This is a genomic window from uncultured Tateyamaria sp. (genome assembly GCF_947503465.1).
In the GTDB taxonomy this organism is placed as follows: Bacteria; Pseudomonadota; Alphaproteobacteria; order Rhodobacterales; family Rhodobacteraceae; genus Tateyamaria.
On record NZ_CANNDN010000003.1, the window covers coordinates 80,458 to 100,398 of the forward strand.

Below are 19,941 nucleotides of genomic sequence, written 5' to 3' on the forward strand. Positions count from 1 at the left end.
GTCTTTTTTTCGGGTCCCAACGACAAAAGCCCGGCGCTGGATGCGACCGGGCTCTTGCATATTTGGAGAACAATGAAGGGTCAGACGCCCGCTTTGACAATGGCGTCTGCCAGCACCGGGATGGTCTGAGCGTTGAGGCCCGCAATGTTCATGCGGCTGTCGCCGACCATGTAGATGCCGCTGTCGTCGCGCATCTTCACGACCGCGTCGGGTGCGGCACCAAGGCGCGAGAACATCCCGCGGTGCTGCGCCAGAAAGCCGAAGCGGTTGGAGCCGGAGCGCTGCTCCAGTTCCCTGGCAAGCTGTTCGCGCAAACCCAGCATGCCCGTGCGCATCTCTTCCAGTTCCGCCTGCCAGTCGGCACGCAGGGCGTCGTCGTTCAGGATCATCGTCACCAGCCGCGCGCCGTGATCGGGCGGAAAGCTGTAATTCTGGCGGTTGAGGAAGTTGAGCGTGCCTTGGGCAATCGTCTTGTCCGTGCCGCCCGCCACGAGCATCAGGATGCCGGTGCGTTCGCGGTAGATGCCGAAGTTTTTCGAGCAGCTGGCCGCGATCAGGCATTCGGGGACGGCTGCGGCAACCTTGCGTGTGCCTGACGCATCCGCGTCGAGCCCGTCGCCGAATCCCTGGTACGCAATGTCGATCATGGGCGTGGCCCCGGTGTCGTGCAGTACCTTGATCACCTCGTCCCATTGCGGATCCGTCAGGTTGGCGCCCGTCGGATTGTGGCAGCAGCCATGCAGCAGGATCAGGTCACCCTTCCGGGCCTGTTTCAGATCAGCGATCATGCCGTCGAAATCGACGCCCCGGGTTTCATCATCAAAATACCGGTACATGACCTTTTCCATGCCCAGATAGTCGAGGATCGACACGTGGTTGGGCCATGTCGGGTTCGACACGAACACGCGCCCGCCGGGACTGGCCATTTTGGCCAGTTCAAAGGCCTGGCGCACGGCCCCGGTGCCACCGGGTGTCGCGACCGAGTTGACGGCGGCACGCGGCACCGCGTCCGCCAGCACCAGCTTGACCATCGCATCGTTGAAATCCGGCGCACCGGCAAGGCCCACATAGGTCTTGGTCGTCTCTGCGTGCCAAAGCTGTTCTTCGGCCGTCTTGATGGCCCGCATGATCGGTGTGTTGCCCGATGCATCCTTGTAGACGCCAACGCCCAGGTCGACTTTGCTGTCGCGCGGATCGTCGCGATACATCTGCATCAGCATCAGGATGCCGTCGGGTTTCTGGGCTTGAAGATGGTCGAACATCAGGCGTCTCCGGTTGCGACAGGGACCATGGGCGACATGCCCCATTCGGCCCAGCTGCCGTCGTAAAGGGACCATTGGTCATGGCCCATGCGGTCCAGGGCCAGCGCGAGGATCGCGGCGGTGATGCCCGACCCGCAGCTGGTGATGATGGGTTTGGCGAGGTCGACGCCTGCCGCTTCGAAGACGGCGCGGGTTTCGTCAGGTGTCTTCATCGTCTTGTCGGCATTGAGCAGCGTGTCGTAGGGCACGTTGCGCGCGCCCGGGATGTGGCCCGGACGCATGCCTTCGCGCGGTTCGGGCGCTTCGCCCTTGAACCGTCCGGCGGCCCGCGCATCGACCACCTGGATCGAACCGAGCTTGGACGCCTGGCTGACTTGTGTGACATCGCGGACCAGATGGTTCTGGAACCGGGCCGTCAGGTGCCGGTCCTTGATGATCGGTGGCATGTCTTCAACCGGGTGCCCGTCGGCCTGCCACTTGGGCAAGCCACCGTCCAGTACAGCCACATCGCGGTGCCCCATCAAGCGAAAGAGCCACCACACGCGGGCCGCACTGAGCAGACCGGCCCCGTCATAGACCACGACCTGGTGTCCGTCACCCACACCCATGGCCCGCATGCGGGACATGAACTTTTCCGGTGGAGGCGCCATGTGCGGCAGGTCCGACCGTGCGTCGCTGATGTCGTCGATATCGAAGAACCGCGCGCCGGGAATGTGGGCCGCATCGAATTCTTCGCGCGCATTCCGCCCAAGCTCGGGCAGGTACCAGGACGCGTCCAGCACCCGCAGGTCCGGATCCTTGAGATGCGCGGCCAGCCAGTCCGTCGATACAAGTGTTCTGGGATCGTCTGACATGGGTGAGTCCCTTGGGTCTGCAAAAACGCCTTTGCCTAACGCCAGAGGGACGCCCGTGCAAGATCAGTCTTACTTGCCCAGTTGCTTGCGCAGCAGGCCCACGATGGCCAGAACCGCCCCGCCGCCGATGCCGCCACCCAAGACCTGGCTGAGAATACCGGCCAGATCCATGCCACCCCCTGCATGCGCGCCGATCATGGACAGGACCGTGCCGCCCAGCCCGCCACCGACAATCCCGCTGAGCGAGTTGATCAAGACGCCTTGGTTGAGGTTTTTGAGCAGGCTGCCCGCAACGTTGCCGCCAACCGCGCCGGACAACAGACCAATGATAAGTTCCATAGCTTCCCATCCACAGGGGCGTATCACTGGCCGGCCCTGCCCCCGTCCGGTACCGGCGACACGACCCTAGCCCGCCGACCATACGGAGGTGCAGGGGAAAGACCGCAGGCATTTCCCACCGGCTGATGTCAGCCGCGTTCCTTGAGAAGGCGCTGTTTCTGGCGGTTCCAGTCGCGTTTTGCGGATGTATCGCGCTTGTCGTGCAGCTTTTTGCCCTTGGCGATGCCGATCTTCAGCTTCGCCATGCCCTTGTGGTTGAAATAGAGGACGATGGGCACCAGCGTCATGCCCTTGCGCTGGGTCGCATTCCACAGGTTCGCCAATTCCTTGCGCGAGACCAGCAATTTGCGGGGGCGGCGTTCGTCATGTTTAAAGGACTTGGCCTGATCGTAGGGCGCGATGTAGCTGTTGATCAGCCACAATTCGCCATTGTCCACATGCGCATAGCTTTCGGCGATGTTGGCGCCGCCCGCGCGCAGGGACTTGACCTCGGACCCTTCCAGCACGATGCCGCATTCAAGGTCATCCTCGATCGCGTAGTCAAAGCGCGCGCGCCGGTTTTCGGCGGCCACCTTGTAGTTGGGGTCTGATTTACCTTGGGCCATGGTGGGTGGATGTAGGCGGTTGACGGTGGGCAGGCAAGAGGGCTGCGTGGTTCATGGAATCTTGGCAAATGCGCAGGTACTGTCCGCGCGGGGGCGATTCAGGAGTTTGGACATGCGTGTTTGGATGATCTTGGTGGCATGCCTTGGCCTTCTGGCATGTACAGAGCCGGTTCCGTCCTCCGGCAGCGCCCGGATCATTGCAACCGGCGACAGCATGCTGGCGTGGAACGCGGCCTCGAACCGGTCGGTGGCCGATGTGCTGGAACAACGCCTGGGCACCGCCGTGGTGGACCGGTCCGTATCGGGGGCACGCTACCACTATGTCTTGCCTGTCAGTGGCAGCCTGGGCCTGCGGATCGGGGCGCAATATGTGCCGGGAACATGGGACTGGGCAGTCATGAACGGCGGCGGCAATGACCTGTGGCTGGGGTGCGGCTGCCGCAAATGTGAGGCACAGCTGGACCGGCTGATTTCCGAAGATGGTCGCAGCGGCACTGTGGCGGATGCGGTGCGGCGCGTGCGGGGGGACGGGGCCAGGGTGATCTATGTCGGATATCTGCGAACACCGGGTGTGCCGTCCATGATCGATCACTGCCGCGCGTGGGGCGACGCCTACGAGGCGCGGTTGATGCGCATGGCGGCGCGAGATGACGGTGTCACCTTTGTGTCGGTGGCCGATCTCGTGCCAAACGGCGACCGCAGTTTTCACGACGTGGACCGGATACACCCATCACCCAAGGGCAGCGCAGCGATTGCGGCCCGGATTGCGGCGGTGATGAAGTAGCCGCGCCCGCCGATCTGTCGCGCGATTGGCTGCGAAAACGTCCCGTATCCGCACAATAGTGTCGCCGCGCGTATTCCATGGCAGCCGCGCGACCTTAAATCGGTTTTGCACGTTTCAGCGTCGGACTGACCGCCCCGATCTGCAGGCGCCGCCCGCGGCAGCCCGGTGTCACGTGTGATCAAGCAATGTGAAAGCATGGTACCTTGGACAAACGCCTGATTGTGGAATTCGCGCCCGGCGTCGCCTTTGTGCTGGGCGATGCGCTGGGGGGCATTTTCCTTGGCTCCGCATGTGCTGCATGTGCGACGGTCGTCGCAATTGCAGTGCGGTGGCGGTGGGACAAAAGCCTGCCGTGGCTGGCCATCTCGATCTTTGCCCTGACGGCCGTCCTGGTGACGGTGGGGTTCTTCTTCAACGATACCACCTTCGTCAAGATCAGCACGACCGTCGGATCGCTGGCCTTTGCCGTCATCTTGGGCGTCGGCCTGTTTTTCAAGCCCAGCCTGGTCGAACGGACGCTGGGTTACAAGCTGCAGCTGACGGCTCAGGGGTGGCTGATCATGAACCTTGCGTGGATCGCCGTCACGCTGCTGCGCGCCGCAGCCAACGAAGTGGTCTGGCGCAACGCGTCTGACCAGGTGTGGGTTCTGTATAACGGTTTTGCGACTTTGCCTGGTTCGGACTGTTCTTTGTGGTCACCTGGGCGGTCGCCTGGGAATACTGGAACGGCCCAGAGGACGACGGCGCCTAGCCACTTGCACGCTGCCGGTGCCATGGCGGGATTTGGCTGGTGGCGCGCCCCTGTTTCGGCTGTCAGGTGCCGCACAACCGCTCTGCTCTGGCATAGAGATTTTCCGTTCCGACATTGTGGTCATGGCAAACAAGACCGGAGCAGAACGATGATCGGGTTGAGATTTGAAGGAGATGTGCCGACGACCCGGCGGGCCGTCTTCGAACGTGCGGCAAGGCGCTGGGACGGGGTCGTGCAAACGGCCTTCCCCCCGGTCCAGCTTGAGGGTCAGACCGTTGCCGGGGTGCGTATTGACGTGTCCGTGCGCCCCTTGGACGGCGCAAATGGGGTGCTTGGGCAGGCCGGGCCGTCCATTCTGCGGCCGGATACGGGCCTGCCCGTCGCCGGTATCATGGAGTTTGATCAGGCAGATGCTCAGGCGCTGGAATCCGCAAACAGATTTGAGGACGTCGTTCTGCACGAGATGGCCCATGTGCTGGGCTTTGGCACGCTTTGGGAGCGCAACGGGTTGATTGCGGGCGCGGGCACGATGGACCCGCGTTTTGTGGGCCCATCGGCGGCACGGGAGTTTGCAGCACTTGATCCGTCCGGCGGCGCGGCTGTGCCCGTGGCCAATACCGGTGGGCCGGGCACGCGGGAAGGCCACTGGCGTGAGTTGGTGTTCGGCAATGAGTTGATGACCGGGTTTTTGTCCGGTGATGTGCGCCCGCTCAGCCGCCTGACACTTGGATCGTTCGAAGACCTTGGCTATTCCGTGAACTACGGCGCAGCGGACGCTTTTGCTCTGCCGAGTTTCCGAGAATTGGCGTTGATGGGGATCACCGAAGCCGTGCGCATATGTGATCTGTGCCGGATGGGTCGGCCAGACCCAGTTGTGTTGGGGCAATAGCCGCCTCAGTCACCCAGCTTCTTATGCACCTCGTCCAGATCGATCTCTCCGATCGGCATCTTGTTTGACGGGTCTTCGAAGTCGTATTTGAACACTTCGAAATCGCGTTTGTAGATTTCATAGACCAGGTGCATCGACAGGTCGTCAAAGTAGTCCTCGACCGGGTGGGCGCGTTTGGGGCCGTGCCCTTCGCTTTCGTTGAAGCGCGGGATGCCTGCGATATCAACAGCGTGGGGCGTTTCGACCGCCTGCATCACGGCTTCCATGCCTTCGTTGAATTTCTCGGTCCAGATGATCTTGTCATAGCGGCCGCCGTTCACGATGAAGGTGGACACATGGCCAGACATGGCGGACCAGTGAATGTCAGGCTCCATCGGGCGACGCCAGCGGATGGTGTCACGGGCAAACAGCAGGAAGCGGCGGAACGACTTGATCTGGTCAAAGTCCTGCTTGCCGTCGTCGCCGCCCACTTCGATCCCGTATTTCTGGATCAGCAGCGGCACCAGGTTGCCGCGATACCGTTTGCCGTTGCGCTGGATGCCACAGATCTTGTCAAAGAAGGACGACAGGATGCGGGTGTACGGGTTGCGGACGCAGGTAAAGGAATAGGACCCGTGCGTCTTTACAGTGTCGGTGATGATCGGCTGGCTCGCCTCAAGCGCCCATTTGTGCATGCCCCCCTGGGCATCATGGATATCGCCATCAAAGAACGTGCCATGATCCGAGTAGAACATGATTTGCCCGATGGTCGAGCAGGCACACTTGGGCACCACGCGATACACCACGCTTTCACTTTCCGTCATCCAGGTGCCGGGGAACCCCATACCACTCGCCCTTTTCACTAGTTGCGAACCTTGTCGTTCGCCTTGTGGCGCAAAAAAGCAAAGAAATCCTGTTTATTCAATCTCTCCTTAGCTTTATCACCGTAAACAATCATACGCTAAGAGGCAGTAAAGTTTCCTGAATGGCAAAAATCGCCTACATCCTGCTGTGTCACAAGGATCCGGATGCCATCATCAAGCAGGCGGAACGGTTGACGGCTGCGGGCGACTACATGTCCATCCATTTCGACGCGCGTGCAAATGCAACCCACTTTGCCCAGATCCGCAAGGCGTTGAAGGACAATCCGAACGTCACCTTTGCCCATCGGCGCATCCGGTGTGGCTGGGGCGAATGGAGCCTGGTGCAAGCCACCCTCTACGCAGTGGAAAGCGCAGTCGACGCGTTTCCACGGGCCACCCATTTCTACATGTTGTCCGGCGATTGCATGGCAATCAAGTCGGCCGAGTACACGCATCGGTTCCTTGACGACAATGACGCCGATTTCATTGAAAGCTTCGACTATTTCGAAAGCGACTGGATCAAGACGGGCATGAAGGAAGAGCGGTTGATCTACCGCCATTTCTTTAACGAACGCACGCAGAAATGGCGGTTCTACACCAGCTACCACCTACAGCAACGCTTTGGTTTCAAACGCGAAATTCCTGCCGATATCCAGGTGCAGATCGGCAGCCAATGGTGGTGCCTGCGCCGCCGCACCATCGAATGGGTTCTGGATTTCACCCGCCAGCGCAAGGACGTGATGCGCTTTTTCCGCACCACGTGGATCCCGGACGAGACGTTTTTTCAGACGATCGTGCGCCACGTCGTGCCCGAAGAAGAAATCCGCACCCGGACCCTCACGTTCCTGATGTTCACCGACTACGGCATGCCGGTCACGTTTTACGATGATCACTATGACCTGTTGCTCAGCCAGGATTTCCTGTTCGCCCGCAAGATCAGCGCGGAGGCGAACGACCTGAAACGCCGTCTGGGCCTGCTTTATGCGGCCGAGAACGTGTCGTTCCAGATTTCCAACGAAGGCGCCAGCCTGTTCAAGTTCCTGACCGGGCGGGGCCGCATCGGGCGTCGTTTTGCAACCCGGTTCTGGGAAACCGAAAGCACGCTGGGGCGCAATCGCGAGCTGCTGATCATCATCTGCAAGAAGTGGCATGTGGCCAAGCGCCTGCTGGAACGCATCCGGGTAATGACCAACGTGCCCGCCATCGAATACCTGTTCAACGAAGAACACACGCCCCTGCCCGATCTGGGCGGCATCCAGACGACGCTGGAAAAGCGCACGCGCCACCGCCGGGCCCTGATGCGCATGTTGTTTGACTATTTCGACACCGACCGCCTGATCGTGTGCATGGACCCCGGCAACCTGGACCTGTTGCAGGATTTTGCCGGCGACCGGTCGGTTACCCGGATGTTGGAAATCCAATGCGCGTTCTCGGATGAGTACCTGATCGGGCACGCCATGCGCGTCGGCCTGGCAGGTGAACAAACCAGCCAGGAAACGCTGGAACGCCTGCTGCCCACGATCCGCAACGACATGACATTTGAATCCGACCGCATCAGGGATGCGGATTTCGAGCATCTGCACCGGATCGAGGAAGTCGCCGACCTGGACGCAAATGCGGACGCGCTGTCGAGGTTTCTGAGCGTGCCTCCGGAAAAGGCGCGCGAGATTGCATCGGTCGACTACCTCTTTGCTGATTGATGGGCTTTGTGGTCGCGCCGTGGCGCGTTCCGCTCTATGGACCCTGCCATGACATCCGATCCCGACGCCCCTATTTTTGCCATCACCCTGCCGGGCATGGAACAATCGCTCGCCGATGAAGCGCGGCAGTTCGGCTTTGACGTGGCAGAGGTGACCGCTGGCGGCGTCAGCCTGCGTGGCGGTTGGCCCGAAGTCTGGCGCGCCAACCTGGAATTGCGCGGGGCCACGCGGGTGCTGTGGCGCATGGGGTCCTTCATGGCCTTTCATCTTGCACAGCTGGACAAGCGGGCGCGCAAGTTTGCGTGGACCGATGTCCTGCGCACGGACGTACCGGTGCGGGTCGAGGTCGCCACCTCGCGCAAGTCCAAGATCTATCACGCCGGTGCCGCGACCAAACGGATCGAAGCGGCCTTGGTGGAAAGCGCGGGCATTCCCGTCGCGGCGGATGCACCTGTGACACTGAAGGTGCGCATCGACGACAATCGCGTGACGATAAGCGTCGACACGTCAGGAGAGCCGCTGCACAAGCGGGGCCACAAGGAAGCGGTCGGCAAAGCCCCCATGCGCGAAACCCTTGCCGCCCTGTTCCTGCGACACTGCGGGTTTGACGGGACTCAGCCGGTCTTTGACCCCATGTGCGGGTCGGGGACGTTTGTGATCGAAGCGGCGGAACTGGCTGCGGGGTTGCAGGCAGGGCGGGCGCGCAACTTCGCGTTCGAACAGTTCGAGGGGTTTGATCCCGGCGGGCTCGCCGAGCGGCGCACAACCGAACGGCGAAGTGCACCAAAGGTGCGCCTTACAGGCTCGGACCGGGATCAGGGTGTGATTGCCATGGCCCAGGCCAACGCCGCGCGGGCGGGTGTCCAAGACCTTGTACGCTTTCAGCAGGGCAATGCCGGGGACATCACGCCGCCCGAAGGTCCCCCCGGTCTGGTGATCGTCAACCCGCCTTACGGTGCGCGCATCGGCAACAAGAAGGCGCTCTATCCCGTCTATGGCCGCCTGGGACAGGTGCTGGCCAAGCGGTTCTCGGGCTGGCGTGTGGGCATCGTCACGAGCGAGGCATCGCTGGCAAAGGCCACCGGTCTGCCGTTCTTGCCCGAAGGGCCCGGCATCGCCCATGGCGGGTTGCGCGTCAGGCTCTGGCGCACCGACGCCTTGCCGTGATGCGGCCACGGCGGATCAGGATCCGCCTTGAGACCACCCGCTGTGCCTGCGTCCATCGTACGGCGGCGGTGTCCTCCGCCCTATTTCGATTTCCACGTGGCAAGCCAGCGCCGGATGCGCCCACGTCGTTCTGACACGGCGTCACCCGCAGCTTCCCAGCTGTCCTGCATCTCTTCCAGCCTGGGGTCGATGCGGGCCCGGCGGAACCTGCGCCAGCGCACCCAGATCGCGTAGACAATGGCCGCCAGTGTCCCAAGGATCAGGATGTTGACCCACGGGATGCCCTTGGATGCATCCGGCCCCTCGACCTGGCGGATGGAAATTGCGTTGGGGAAAATCGTCAGGAATTCGTTCCGCCAGCCGTAATGCGTGATCACGTACCATTCCGGCGCGGCGCGGGTCGACACGGAATCCGCCGCCTCGGTATACAGGTTCGACGTGTCGAACTTGAAATAGGGCGGCCAGCTCCAGCCTGTGTCCTCGTTCCGGTAAACCATGGGTTTGCCGTTCGCGCGCACGGTCTGGATAAACTGCACATCCCGGTTGATCAGCCCATCGGACTGGGTGTCGGGCCGCGACCAGAACATGCGTGTCCAGTCCCCCAGCTCCTGCCGTTCTTCGTAAGTGTTCACGATCCGCACGATGTCGCGCTGCGGCAGCGTATAGTGCAGGGCCGCGCCGACCGCGACCCAGAAAGTGATCAGGATGATCCAACCGATGTAACGCATGACGGCCCCTTTCAGGCGAAATTCACAAGATAGATGATCAGGCACACAAGGGCCATGGGCACGATATAGACCCCAAGGATCAGCTTGCGCCGCAGCGACCCGTCATAATCGGCAAGCCCGTGCTTGACATAGGCCTCGCGCGGGCCGGGTTTGTCGCCCGCATCCCATTCGGCTTCCAACCGGTCGCGCGCCCGCGCGCGCGAATAGAACGACAGCGAGATGTAGATCACCGTCAACACCACGAAGGCGATCAGAAACAGTCTGGCAACCGCCATATCCCTACCTCCTTACCGCGCCCCAGGGACCCACGCGCGCAATCAGGTCACGGGGTTTGGGATCAGGGTCCATTGGGGCGTCATGCCCGAACAGCGCTTGCCGCGCGCCCACCTTGTCGGCCTTGTACTCGGCTTCGAGATACTGCGCGACATATTCCTTTTTCGCTTCGGGCCAGGTGGCGTAGGCGGCGTAGAACGCCTGTTTGTGACAGATAAAAAGCTGGCGCGCGTCACGCGGGCACAGCTGGGCCAGCAGCATGTTGACAAGGTCGGCATCGGGCGTGTCGGCCGCACGCAACGTGTAAAAATAGGCGGGATGTTCGGAACTGATCCGGGGCCACTTGCCCCCGTGCTCGGCCCAGTTGACCAGTTCGGCCAACGTGTGGAATTCGCCCGGCAGCAGGTGCGCATGGTGCCGGGCCAGCATCCGCATGTCGCGCCGGGTTGTGCCGACCAGATCCACGCCCGCCTCGGTCACCGCGGAAACCAGGATAAAGTCCATCTTCTGCCGCAGGATCGCCGCCCCGTCGATGCCGCGCGCCTTGACCACCGGTTCGACGAGGTCGTTGTACTCCAGAAACTTGGCGATGCGGTTTCGTTCACCCAGATCAAATATGTACTTGGTCGGAAGGTCGTCGGGTTTGTCCGTCGCGGCAATGGTCGCCGGATGGTCAAGCGTCTGGAAAATATAAAGCCCCCCGAAATGGGCGGTCCAAAAGTTACCCTTGTCTACGCGCAATGGTTTCAGGGTCACGGGGTTGCGCGTCACGTCCCCGGTTTGCCCCGCAAGCTGGATCATCTCTGCGATCAGGACGTCATCGAACCAGGCGTCATCACCCCTCAGGAACGTATCCACCTTCTCGGCCAGCTTGGCGGCATTGCGCACGGTACCGCGGGTGGTATCCGCCTCAACCGTGATGGCGCGCAGATCAAACAGCCGCGCGGGATGGCTGATGTCGTAGACACTGTTGACCAGTTCGCCCGCAACGGCATCCCGCGCGGTCAGCGCAAAAAGGGCCGCTTCGTTTTCGGCGATGAACCGTTTCAGAATACCGTGCGAGGTCGAGAATTTCGCATCCAGCAGCGGGCATCTGCGCTGTTCTGTCGACAGCAGGATGAACTGCCGGTTGACCCCGTTGTGGTTCAGGTAAAGCGGATCGCCCAGCTCGTTGCCCACCTCGGGCGAGTAGCCGGAGATGTCGATGTAGAAATCGGTAAGCGCCGTGCGCTTGCCCGTCAGGTGTTCGAGCGCACGGTTATAGCGTTCGACCAGCGCGGGCGAGGCCACGTGGAAAAGGTTGCCGAACATCAGGCCGCGTTGGATCAGGCGGATCATGGCCGGTCCCTTCTGAGTTGGGCCAGCCGCACGACCAGAACGCCAACGCTGGGCATCGACAGCGACAAAAGCGCATTGGCAAACCCGGCCTCGCCACTGGGGCCCAGGATAGGCAGCGGCAGGCCCATCGCCTGAATGGCGAAGACAAGGACAGCCGCAATGCCGATGATCGCACTGGTGCACACCATCCCGAACAAGAAGTCCGGCAACGGCAATGACCGCCTGATATGGGGCGGAAGTATCCAGGCCGCAGCCACGACAAGGCCCATCGCGATGATACCCGTGACGATCAAGGCACGGCCCTGCCGAGGCGGAAGATCAACGGCACGGCAAGCGCCAGAAGCGGAAGGGCAAAGGCGCGGAACGTGATCTGGACGTTATAGCCGATATAGGCGGGCCACGAGTTGTTGAAGAGCAGCATGGTTTCAGAGAGCGGCGTGCCTTCGAAGCCCATCAGGGTGTGGATGGTTGCTTGGGTAAGGAACAGGAGGGCGGCGGCGGCGAGGAAGCCGAAGACACCCCAGCGGAGGGGGAGAAGGGTGCCTAGGATGAGGGCGGCGGCGGTTGTGATCCAGAGTATCAAACGCCGTCCTCCAAAACAGGTGCATTATTCGACCTATAGGTGCCCGGCACCACCGGGCCGCGCCAGTCCATTACCCGGAAGCGCATCAAAGATGCGCGTGAGGGCGCCCCCCAGGGAGAGCGCGTTGGTGTTACGCACCGAACAGGTGAACTGTGTAACTCACCCGCCTCACCCTGAACTGCTGTGACGTGAGCCCACCCGCGATTAGGCGCTGCCCAGCTGACGATACTCATACGTGCGCCCTCATGGTGTTTTTCGCTCTGTCTGCAAAACCAAGCTGGAAAATCCGGACGGCCAGAAACGGCACCCAGAACGGTGCGGCCCCAAGCCACAAGAACCCAAGATCCATCGGCAACAGCCGTAGCGGACCCAACGGAAAGAATGCGAGTTGTACTGGCAGCAAAGCGGCAGCGGTAGCCAAGGCACCGACCCCGAAACGCAACGCTGCGTTGCGCATAAGAGACTTCCCAGGCTTCACGAGTGTCGGCGCCCAGAACGGAACAATCAGGATCGCCAAGAAGGTTGCAAGACTGGACATCATCACCCCTTCCCTCCCAAATACCGCTTCTTCGCCTCTTCTTGTCGCGCAAAGTCGCGCACCATCGCCTCGATCGCCACTTCATCCGATTTGTCCGCATACCGGAACTCGCTGTCGGCATAGCGGTTGATCTCCTGCACCACCATGTCCACGGTGATCGGCACGCGCAGTTCCTCGATCATCGCCTTCTTCTCGTCATAGCTCTTGAACAGGAACAGTTCCGGGTTCTCCATCCATTCGTCGGGCAATTCGAAATCCATCGCCCGCACTTTCACCGCATCCGTGATGTTCTTGATCGCGCGGCCGGTGAACCGCTCATCCGCCTGCTGGATGCCTTTCAGATAGGTGCCCAGCTTGGCGATGGTATCCAACGCGCCAACTTCCGAATGCACCCGGTCGAACACCTCCATCAACCCCGGTTCATGGGGCCGGGAATGCGCATCAAAGCTGGCGGCGACAGCCTTCTTGATCTCCTGGGCCGAGAACAATTCATGCGCGCCCATGGGGATGTCGTGGTTCTTGCCCATCAGCAGGGCCAGGATGTCGATGTAATCCTCCCGCGTCTGCGGGCCGTCCACCAGAAACCGTGCACCTGCCCGCTGGCGCAACGCGTCATCCACATTCTCGGGGTAGTTCGAGAACATGCCAAACGTGCAATTGCCGCGCACAACCGTGTTGGCCCCGGCAAAGCTTTCCATCAGCACCGCCGTGATCTCCAACTGCCCCGCCGAAGACTGCCGATCCCCCCGCTTGCCCGCAAGCTGGTCAATGTCATCGATGGTGCCGAACCCGATCACGTTCGGGTCGATCACGTTGTTGATGAACGCCTTGGCGTTCTGGCCCGACTTGCCCTGATAGCTGTCGATGTTGTCGGTGCTCAGGTTCTGGTAGCGAAAGGCATAACCCGCAACGCTGCAATACTCGTTGATCAGACCCGCCATCATCTGGATCAGCGTCGTCTTGCCCGTCCCCGGCGCCCCGTCCCCCATGAAGGTAAAGATGAAGCCGCCCAGTTCGGCAAAGGGATTCAGCCGCCTATCGAAATCATAGGCCATCAGCATCTTGGCCAGCTTCATCGCCTGGTACTTGGCGATGTGGTTGCCCACGACCTCATGCGGTTTCTTGAAGGTCATGGTCAGGGTTTGCGTCTTGGCGCGGGACGCAGGCGTAAACCCCTGAACGGTGAAATCATCCGCCTCCACATGCCAACTGGCGCTTTGGAACGGGGCAAGGCGCGGGGCAGACCCGGCGCGCAAGGCCACCTTCTCCATGAGCGCCTCGGCAAAGGCGGTGATGGTGGCCACCAGATGCGCATCGTCCGGGGCGTGTGTGGCGATGTCCAGATCCAACTCCCACAATGCGCCGTGCAGGGCGGTCTGGCCGTTATCCGTCAACACTTCTTCGACCTCACCCACCTCGACCGTCACCTCGGTCTGGTGCGCCGACAAAAGATAGGCCACCGCATTGCCAAAGACATAAAGGGTGATCAGCGCCTCAGCAGCGAGCAGTTCGGCAAATTCGGTCTTGCGCGCGGTGGGCAGCGCCCCTTCAAGGTTCGCGCGCTTCAGATCACCAAGGCCCGAGACAGAGGCGTAATTTTCCGCCACGGCCAGCGCGATTGAGATCGCGCGGCGCAATGCATTCAGAACGGTGGCTTGCACCGGTGACATCAGCGCGTCATCATCGTCGGCCCCTTCAATGGTCGCCATCACCTGCACGGCCCCGGTGGGCACGGTGCGCCGGGTGACAAGCCCGGGCGTGGTGGTGCGAAACCGGCGGCGCGTCCCGATACCCGAGGACCGCTCCTGCTGCGGCGCATCCTTCCCCTTCCCGATCCGCGGGGCGTGGTCAAAGCCTTGCAACATGGCAAGCGCCATGGGGTAATGCGCCGTAATCTCGGCCTCGCGCAGTTCCATTTGGTCCGACGTCTGGCTCATATCACTGACCTGCTCTCTTCACTTTGCAAAATAAACTCCCCCCGGAGGGCCGATCTGCCATCATGTCACCCCCCCTCAGTACCGCAACACACGGCCAGCCGGGCTGACCACGTATTTGCGCACCGATCCAAAGCCGGGTGGGTTCATCTCTTCCAGCGCCTGAAACGCGCGTTGCGGCAACACGATGCTGCGCTCCATCCGCGTGGCCCCAAGGTCCGCACCACGGCCCGAGAACGGATCAAGCGCGAACACCTCGCGTTCGACGGACGAAAACCAGCCAGACCGTTCCTCGATCACGCGTTCAGAGCGTAGATCCTCTTCGGTCCAGACCAGCGCCCAATCCTGCCCCTCCGGCGCGCGGGCGGTTTTCAGCACATCCAGAATGGGCCCGGATTGCGCGGTGAACGCCGACGAATACATCGGTCCCGCATAAAACCGGCGCAGCCGTTTGGGGTGCAGATCGTCAAAATCCTCGTCAAACCCCTTGGCGATGGTCACCAGCTTCAGCTTGCCCAGCGATTGCGCCATCAGATGTGCTTGCGCTTCGGGCCAGCGGCGCGGGTCCTTGGGCAGCGCGGTGCGGCCGGTATCCTCAACCTCCATCATGTAGATGACGGGCAGGTTCAGTTCGGTATCATAGACGGCCCAGTGGATGCGAAAGCTGCGGCGGTCGTCGCTCAGGTTCCCGGTCCAGACGATCTGCGGATCGTTGCGGGGCCAGAACAGTTGGCCACGCATCAGGTCCTCGTAATAAAGCCGCTGGGACAGGGCGAATTGCAGCTTTGTGGGCACCTGCCGGTCGCCGATAATCACCTCGACCATCTGCTTTTTCAGCGCGTCGGCGGGTTCGATCCGGTCCAGATGCCGGTCGGCCTGCAGCGCGTCCGACGCCATGGTGAGAAGTTCCTCAGCCGCCGGAAACCCGCTGTAGCGCTTGTCGATGGCAAGCGAGCCAAAGAACCGGCCCGTGTCACGGCCCACAAGCAGATACTTCTGGCCCAAGGCGCGGAAGGTAAAGGTCAGCTCGGCAATGTAGCGGGTGAGGATCTTGACCTCGTCGCGGTTCAAATCGCCCTCGGCCTCCATCACGCCCGCGACACGGGCCAGGTGCCCGGTGATCGTCTCGAACTTCTTGAAGTAACGGCGCGAGGCGAAAAGGTCAGTGAGGCCGGAGGTTTCGGGTTTGGTCATGCTCAAACCGATTGCGCCCCAAAGACAGAGGGCATCCCCCGACCGCGGGTGGGGGTGTAGCCCCCGCCCGAGGGGGCGGTCGGGGGCTGCCCGGCGGTGCCGCCGGGCTCACGAGTTTCTTCAGTTTTAGTCATTGCCGCCGTTCATCCCAATCGAGATCAAACTCCAACCAGCTTTCCAGCTTCGCATGTTTGAGCGCCAGTTCAGGAAAACGTCGCAGAAGCATTCCCACAAGAGCGGAGTAGTACTTAGGGTGCACCCAATACCAACCAGAGAGACACGCGAGAGAAAGGCTGGTAGCGGCCAATAAAGGCATGTGTCCATTCAGAAAGAAAACAAAGGCCAACTGAAAACCAAGCGAAGCAATCAATGCCCACTTTCGCGTCCTCACCCAGCGAGGACGGAATCCAGGTGAAAGTTCGTTCACGCTTTCAATGCGGAGTGGTGGTGGCCGTCGCGACTGCAGCACTCAGTTCACCCACCATACGCATTGCTGTCATGCTTCTCGACGATCTGCGCGAACCGCCGGGCGAACCGTTCATCCGCCTTCGCCTTCTGCTCCAGCACGTCGCGGGCAAAAACCATCTGGTCCTCGTGGGCTTCCAGCATGTCGGCCATGCGCGCGTTGGTCGCCGCACCGATCCCGGCCATGGCCGTTTGCGCCTCCTGGTCCGTCTTGACCCCGATCTCGTTGATGCGGTGGGCGACGTCCTGCTGCTGCGCCGTCTTCAACGACTTGGTCAGCGCGTCATAGAGCACCACGCGCTGCTTGGTGTCTGTTTGCAGCTTGTTGATCAGCACCATCTGGGTCGCGGCCTGGTTTTGCAGGCTGTCCACCCAGGTCTTGCCCTTCTCGATATAGCGCTCAAGCGTCTGCGATTTTGCAAGCTTGACCTGCTCTTCCTGCACCATCTCGTTGTATTTCGAGTTCATGTCGGCCAGTTCCGTCTCAAGCGCCGTGCGCTTGGCGGCGTCTGTCTCGGACGCGATCTTGTTTTCCAATGTGATGATCTGCGGGTCCATCGCCTGGATGTCGGCTTGCAGGGCCGACAATTCCTGTACCGTGAATTCACGCTCATCCAGCGTTTCGGTCAGGTTGGCCTCGACCTTGGTTTTCTGGTCTTCCAGCATGGTCAACTGGCCTTGCAGCAACTGCACGATCACGTCGGATTTCGAAATCAGATCCTGCAACTTGTCGTCAATGGATGCCGACCGCACCCGTTCCTGACGCATGGATTCCGACTTGGCCTTGGCAAAAATGCCGACAAAGCTTTCCCAACCCGTCTTGGACCGCATCTCGTCAAAGTCCTTCGAGAACGCGGCCGTCACGTCATCAAGCCCCATGATCAGTTCCGCGATATTGGCGTTCATCACGTCTGTATGCGCATGCACGTCCTCAAGTGTCGCGTTTTCGATGTCCATCGAAATGTCATCACCCGATTTCATCTTGGCCCGCGCAGCCTCGATCCGGCTGGTCAGTTCCGAGATCTTGCTTTGTGCCTCGGCCACCTGGGATTGAGATTCTGCCACTTGGCTTGCAAAATCGGCCATGAAATTCCCCTTCTATTCAATGCGTTGATGCCAATATAGGCAATGTAACACGCGTTTACATCGGGCAAGGCCGATATTCAGGCGAATAGTTGCAAAAAGGATGCGGCAAGGAAAGGCGCTCAGATGGCGAAAAGCAACCGGTGGCGCGTACCAAAGGCGTTGGCATCTGCCGTCAGGGTTCCGTCCAGCGCCTGGGCCACCGCCTCGGTGATCTGGGTACCCAGCCCGGATCGGCGGCATGTCGCGTCTGCGGTTGTGCCACGGCCGTTGTCGCCCACCTCCAACTGCGCGGTCCCGGCACCAAGATCCGTGACCGTCACCTTGATGACGCCAGCCCGACCATCCGGAAACGCATGCTTGTAGGCGTTTGTCACCCATTCATTCAGGACAATCCCGATCGAGGCCGCCCGCGACGGCGTCATGCTGATGCGGGACAGCGCGGTATCAATCACCACATGTTCCGGCGCCTGTTCAGACAGGAAATCCACGATGCGGATCAGGTAATCATCCAGATCGACATGGGTTTGCACATGGCCCGCCTGAAGCACCTCGTGCAACCGCCCCATGGTTTCAATCCGCTGGCCCACGGCATCCAACGCCTCTCGCGTTTCGTCCAGTTCGGATATACGGCTTTGAAACCGGGTCAGCGAAGACAGCATTTGCAGCGAATTCTTGATCCTGTGATCGGCTTCGCTGTGCAGGACGGCCTGACGTTTTAACGTGCGGCGCAGTTCAAGCCGGGCCATCACCTGACCGGCAAGCACCCGCAGGGTCTGGCGTTGCGTGTCTGTCAGGGTTCGGGGCGTGTAGTCCAAAACACACAGCGTACCCAGGGGCAGCCCTTCGACCCCCATCAGCACCGCCCCGGCGTAAAACCGCAAGCCCGGGTCATCCACGCAAAGCGGATTGCCGTCCATGCGCGGATCGGCGTGGGTGTCCCGGATCTCGACCAGTTCCTTTTCCAGGATGGCATGGGCACAGATCGACGATTCAAGCGGTGTTTCGCCGACGTCCAGCCCCTTGACCGCCTTGAACCATTGCCGGTGCCCGTCAACCAGGCTGATCAGCGCAATGGGCACCTCGCAAATGCTGGCGACAAGGCCGACAATATCATCGAAATCCTCTTCATACGGCGTGTCCAACACGTCGTATGAATGAAGAATATCAAGACGTTCGTCCTGAAAAGGATGGCGATCGGCCAGCATGGGCAATCCCGTTAGTTGAACGCGCACCGTTCGCAGTGATCATAGGGCGATTCTGCGACACGACGCAAACCAAGGTTGTAATTCTGGCAATGAACTCAACCGGATATGTCATAGTTTAAATCAGCCGATGACATTGTGCTCCGGGCCGTAGGGAAAGCCGGTGATATTTTCATTCCCGTCTTCGGTGATCACCAGGATATCGTGCTCACGGTACCCGCCGGCACCCGGTTGCCCGTCGGGGATGGTCAACATCGGTTCCATCGAGATGACCATGCCGGGCTCAAGCACCGTGTCGATGTCTTCGCGCAGTTCCAGCCCGGCCTCGCGCCCGTAGTAATGCGAAAGAACGCCAAAGGAATGGCCGTATCCGAAGCTGCGGTATTGCAGCAGGTCGTGTTCGCGGAAATAGGCGTTTACGCCTTCGGTCACATCGGCGCATGTGGCGCCCGGTTTCAGCAGCGACATACCCAACTCATGTGCCGCCACGTTATGTTCCCACAGTGTCAGGCTGGCCTTGTCCACCGTTTCCACGAACAAGGTGCGTTCCAGCGCCGTGTAGTAGCCCGAAATCATCGGAAAAGTGTTCAGCGACAGGATATCACCCCGCTCAAGCACCCGCCCGGTGACCGGGTTGTGCGCACCATCGGTGTTGATCCCGGATTGGAACCAGACCCAGGTGTCGCGGTATTCGGCATCGGGAAAGCGTTTGGCGATCTCCAGTTCCATCGCGTCACGCCCCGCCATGGCGACGTCGATCTCACGCGCACCTGCCTTGATCGCATCGCGGATGGCATACCCGCCGATATCGGCCACCTGTGCGCCATGACGGATCAGGGCGATCTCGGCCTCGGACTTGTGCATCCGCTGGATCATGGTGGTCTCATACAGGTCGACCGTGGCAACGGGTTTGAGGAAATCTTCCATCTTGGCCTGCTGCAACAGGGTCAGGTGGTCGCTCTCGACCCCGATCACGGCCCCCTCGCCCGTCACCTCGCGCACGGCCCGCCAGAAGTTGTCGCGCTGCCAGTCCGTATAGGTGATGTTGTCGCCATGACAGCGCCGCCACGGTTGGCCTGCATCAATGCCTGCGCTGATGGTCACGCACGCGTCGTCCGTTACCACGCAGGCATAGGGGCGACCGAAAGCACAGTACAGAAAGCCCGAATAATACGCGACGTTGTGCATTGATGTGAATACGGCGGCGGTGGCGCCCTGCGCATCCATCCGCGCGCGCAATTCGGTCAGGCGGGCGTCGTATTCGGCGGCATCGAATGGCAAGACGGCCTTTTCGCCGTTGTGGAAGCGGTAGAAATCGGGGCGAGCGGTCATCCTTGACCCTCCTTTGCAGAAAGGTCCCGGCGTTCAGGACGGGTTGGGCTGGAAACGCGGGCGACGCCATCGCCC

21 protein-coding genes are annotated in these 19,941 nt (G+C 61.1%); 4 read left to right on the forward strand and 17 right to left on the reverse strand.

Going from position 1 to position 19,941, the window contains the following annotated elements; translation table 11 throughout:
* Positions 1-80: 80 nt before the first annotated feature.
* The 4 genes from Q0844_RS16245 to smpB form a co-directional block, all read right to left on the reverse strand.
* Positions 81-1,262, reverse strand: a complete 1,182-nt coding sequence (locus Q0844_RS16245; protein WP_299046980.1) for an amino acid aminotransferase — start codon at positions 1,260-1,262, stop codon at positions 81-83.
* A complete protein-coding gene (sseA, locus tag Q0844_RS16250; RefSeq protein WP_299046983.1) occupies positions 1,262-2,116 on the reverse strand; it encodes a 3-mercaptopyruvate sulfurtransferase in 855 nt (284 codons plus the stop codon). Before sseA ends, Q0844_RS16245 begins: the two co-directional genes overlap by 1 nt.
* Positions 2,117-2,185: 69 nt before the next feature.
* Positions 2,186-2,455, reverse strand: a complete 270-nt coding sequence (locus Q0844_RS16255; protein ID WP_299046985.1) for a hypothetical protein — start codon at positions 2,453-2,455, stop codon at positions 2,186-2,188.
* Positions 2,456-2,583: 128 nt separating this feature from the next.
* Positions 2,584-3,060, reverse strand: a complete 477-nt coding sequence (smpB, locus tag Q0844_RS16260) for an SsrA-binding protein SmpB (RefSeq protein ID WP_299046986.1) — start codon at positions 3,058-3,060, stop codon at positions 2,584-2,586.
* Between the two features lie 112 nt (positions 3,061-3,172).
* On the opposite strand from smpB, the gene Q0844_RS16265 reads away from it, so the two are divergent.
* Both Q0844_RS16265 and Q0844_RS16270 read left to right on the forward strand, forming a co-directional pair.
* Positions 3,173-3,844, forward strand: coding sequence for an SGNH/GDSL hydrolase family protein (locus tag Q0844_RS16265; RefSeq protein WP_299046987.1), 672 nt, complete (start codon positions 3,173-3,175; stop codon positions 3,842-3,844).
* Positions 3,845-4,047: 203 nt separating this feature from the next.
* Positions 4,048-5,484 carry a septation protein IspZ gene (locus Q0844_RS16270; protein WP_299046988.1) on the forward strand — a complete coding sequence of 479 codons (1,437 nt, stop codon included), beginning with the start codon at positions 4,048-4,050 and terminating at the stop codon, positions 5,482-5,484.
* Between the two features lie 5 nt (positions 5,485-5,489).
* Here Q0844_RS16270 and Q0844_RS16275 read toward each other — a convergent pair whose 3' ends face one another.
* Positions 5,490-6,308: a sulfotransferase family protein gene (locus Q0844_RS16275; protein ID WP_299047954.1), complete on the reverse strand. Its 819-nt coding sequence runs from the start codon at positions 6,306-6,308 to the stop codon at positions 5,490-5,492.
* 140 nt (positions 6,309-6,448) lie between these two features.
* Between Q0844_RS16275 and Q0844_RS16280 the strand changes: the two genes are divergently transcribed.
* The gene (locus Q0844_RS16280; RefSeq protein ID WP_299046990.1) at positions 6,449-8,026 is read left to right on the forward strand and encodes a DUF5928 domain-containing protein; all 1,578 of its coding nucleotides are present in this window, start codon (positions 6,449-6,451) and stop codon (positions 8,024-8,026) included.
* Between the two features lie 48 nt (positions 8,027-8,074).
* Positions 8,075-9,193, forward strand: coding sequence for a class I SAM-dependent RNA methyltransferase (locus tag Q0844_RS16285; protein WP_299046993.1), 1,119 nt, complete (start codon positions 8,075-8,077; stop codon positions 9,191-9,193).
* Between the two features lie 80 nt (positions 9,194-9,273).
* Here the strand turns inward: Q0844_RS16285 and Q0844_RS16290 are convergent, their stop codons facing one another.
* From Q0844_RS16290 to Q0844_RS16345, 12 genes are all read right to left on the reverse strand, one after another.
* The gene (locus tag Q0844_RS16290) at positions 9,274-9,921 is read right to left on the reverse strand and encodes a DUF1523 family protein (protein WP_299046996.1); all 648 of its coding nucleotides are present in this window, start codon (positions 9,919-9,921) and stop codon (positions 9,274-9,276) included.
* Between the two features lie 11 nt (positions 9,922-9,932).
* Positions 9,933-10,196: a hypothetical protein gene (locus Q0844_RS16295; RefSeq protein WP_299046998.1), complete on the reverse strand. Its 264-nt coding sequence runs from the start codon at positions 10,194-10,196 to the stop codon at positions 9,933-9,935.
* A gap of 4 nt (positions 10,197-10,200) precedes the next feature.
* On the reverse strand, positions 10,201-11,532 hold the full coding sequence (locus Q0844_RS16300) for a DUF6638 family protein (protein ID WP_299047000.1): 1,332 nt from the start codon (positions 11,530-11,532) through the stop codon (positions 10,201-10,203).
* Complete coding sequence (locus Q0844_RS16305; RefSeq protein ID WP_299047002.1) at positions 11,529-11,825, reverse strand: hypothetical protein; 297 nt, start codon at positions 11,823-11,825, stop codon at positions 11,529-11,531. Before Q0844_RS16305 ends, Q0844_RS16300 begins: the two co-directional genes overlap by 4 nt.
* Positions 11,822-12,115 (reverse strand): hypothetical protein, encoded by a 294-nt coding sequence (locus Q0844_RS16310; RefSeq protein WP_299047004.1) that lies wholly within the window; start codon positions 12,113-12,115, stop codon positions 11,822-11,824. The genes Q0844_RS16305 and Q0844_RS16310 overlap by 4 nt, the downstream gene beginning before the upstream one ends.
* A gap of 229 nt (positions 12,116-12,344) precedes the next feature.
* Positions 12,345-12,656 carry a hypothetical protein gene (locus Q0844_RS16315; protein WP_299047005.1) on the reverse strand — a complete coding sequence of 104 codons (312 nt, stop codon included), beginning with the start codon at positions 12,654-12,656 and terminating at the stop codon, positions 12,345-12,347.
* Complete coding sequence (locus Q0844_RS16320) at positions 12,656-14,590, reverse strand: ATP-binding protein (RefSeq protein WP_299047008.1); 1,935 nt, start codon at positions 14,588-14,590, stop codon at positions 12,656-12,658. The genes Q0844_RS16315 and Q0844_RS16320 overlap by 1 nt, the downstream gene beginning before the upstream one ends.
* Before the next feature lie 75 nt (positions 14,591-14,665).
* The gene (locus Q0844_RS16325; protein WP_299047011.1) at positions 14,666-15,781 is read right to left on the reverse strand and encodes a hypothetical protein; all 1,116 of its coding nucleotides are present in this window, start codon (positions 15,779-15,781) and stop codon (positions 14,666-14,668) included.
* Between the two features lie 130 nt (positions 15,782-15,911).
* The gene (locus Q0844_RS16330) at positions 15,912-16,208 is read right to left on the reverse strand and encodes a hypothetical protein (protein ID WP_299047014.1); all 297 of its coding nucleotides are present in this window, start codon (positions 16,206-16,208) and stop codon (positions 15,912-15,914) included.
* A gap of 47 nt (positions 16,209-16,255) precedes the next feature.
* Positions 16,256-17,332, reverse strand: coding sequence for a hypothetical protein (locus Q0844_RS16335; RefSeq protein WP_299047016.1), 1,077 nt, complete (start codon positions 17,330-17,332; stop codon positions 16,256-16,258).
* A gap of 119 nt (positions 17,333-17,451) precedes the next feature.
* Entirely contained in the window at positions 17,452-18,537 is a 1,086-nt protein-coding gene (locus tag Q0844_RS16340; RefSeq protein ID WP_299047018.1) for a histidine kinase dimerization/phosphoacceptor domain -containing protein, read from the reverse strand.
* Positions 18,538-18,657: 120 nt separating this feature from the next.
* Positions 18,658-19,866 (reverse strand): M24 family metallopeptidase, encoded by a 1,209-nt coding sequence (locus tag Q0844_RS16345; protein ID WP_299047021.1) that lies wholly within the window; start codon positions 19,864-19,866, stop codon positions 18,658-18,660.
* Positions 19,867-19,941: the final 75 nt, after the last annotated feature.